Source organism: Mesorhizobium sp. M1A.F.Ca.ET.072.01.1.1 (genome assembly GCF_004023325.1).
Lineage (GTDB): Bacteria > Pseudomonadota > Alphaproteobacteria > Rhizobiales > Rhizobiaceae > Mesorhizobium.
In genome coordinates this window covers 1-1,382 of record NZ_RZSF01000640.1, presented here as the reverse complement: position 1 = coordinate 1,382, position 1,382 = coordinate 1, and the positions used below count along the sequence as shown (strand labels likewise).

Genomic DNA, 1,382 nt, shown 5'->3' with positions numbered 1-1,382 from the left:
GTCTCGTGGGGTGCGCCGGTGGCAAGAAGATGGGCGAAGGCATAACCGCTGGCAGGCGTCGCCTTGAAGCCGCCATAGCACCAGCCGCCGTTGAAATAGAGGCCATCAATATGCGTGCGGTCGATGATCGGCGAACCGTCCATCGACATGTCCACCACGCCCCCCCACATGCGCAGGAGCCGCGCCCGCCCGATCATGGGCATCAGCGCCATGCCGCCTTCTGCGACGTCCTCCACCACCGGCAGGTTGCCGCGTTGGGCATAGGAATTGTAGCCGTCGATATCGCCGCCGAAGACAAGCCCGCCCTTGTCGGATTGGCTGATGTAGAAATGGCCTGCCCCGAACGTGATCACACCGGGAATGGTGGGCTTGAGCCCCTCCGTGACGAAGGCCTGCAAAACATGGCTTTCGATCGGAAGCCGCATTCCGGCCATTGCCATGACGCGGCCCGAGCAACCCGCCACCGCCACGCCGACCTTGTCGGCGGCGATATAGCCGCGCGATGTCTCCACGCCACGCACCTTGCCGCGATCGACCCGGAAACCGGTCACCTCGCAATTCTGGATCAGGTCCACGCCGTGGCTGTCGGCGCCGCGGGCATAGCCCCAAGCCACGCCGTCGTGCCGCGCGGTGCCCGCACGCTGCTGCATCAGGCCGCCTTTGATCGGGAAGCGCGCGTTGTCGTAGTTCAGGAACGGAACCATGGCGCGCATTTCCTCCCGGCCTAGCAACTGGGCGCCCGCACCCGCCAGCATCATGGCGTTGCCGCGGCGTCGGGAGGCATCGCGCTGTGCATCCGTATGAAACAGGTTGATGATGCCGCGCTGGGAGACCATCGCATTGAAATTGAGTTCCTGCTCCAGTCCTTCCCAGAGCTCCATCGAGAACTCGTAGAACGGCTCGTTGCCGGCAAGCAGGTAGTTCGACCGGATGATCGTCGTGTTTCGCCCGACATTTCCGGACCCGAGCCAGCCCTTCTCGAGCACGGCGATACGAGACTGGCCGAATTTGTTGGCCAGATAGTAAGCCGTCGACAGGCCGTGACCGCCCCCGCCGACGATAACATAATCGTAGGCGGGCTTGGGCTCAGGGTTGCGCCAGAGCGGCCGCCACCCAGTATGCCCCCTGATTGCTTCGGCAAAGACGCGGAAGCCGGAAAATCTCATGACGTGAACTCCCTAGAGTGCCGACATCATGTCACGGCAGCGGCAGAGTAGCGTTTCTAAAATTGACTTCTGTGTGCCTTCGTCGGACATACCTTCGAACAATGTGGACGGAAGCTTCCCACGGGATGGTTGAAGAGAATCGTCACGGCAGCGCGCAGCGATACGGATTCCTGCTGATCGAGGAATATGCCCTCATGTCCGCCGCCTCAGCGGTCG

At 62.5% G+C, this 1,382-nt stretch carries 1 protein-coding gene; it reads right to left on the bottom strand.

Features of this window, described 5'->3' with window-relative positions:
* The coding region (locus EOA32_RS37210; protein ID WP_128374311.1) for a sarcosine oxidase subunit beta family protein at positions 1–1,166 on the bottom strand (1,166 nt) is incomplete at its 3' end.
* Between the last annotated feature and the right edge of the window lie 216 nt (positions 1,167–1,382).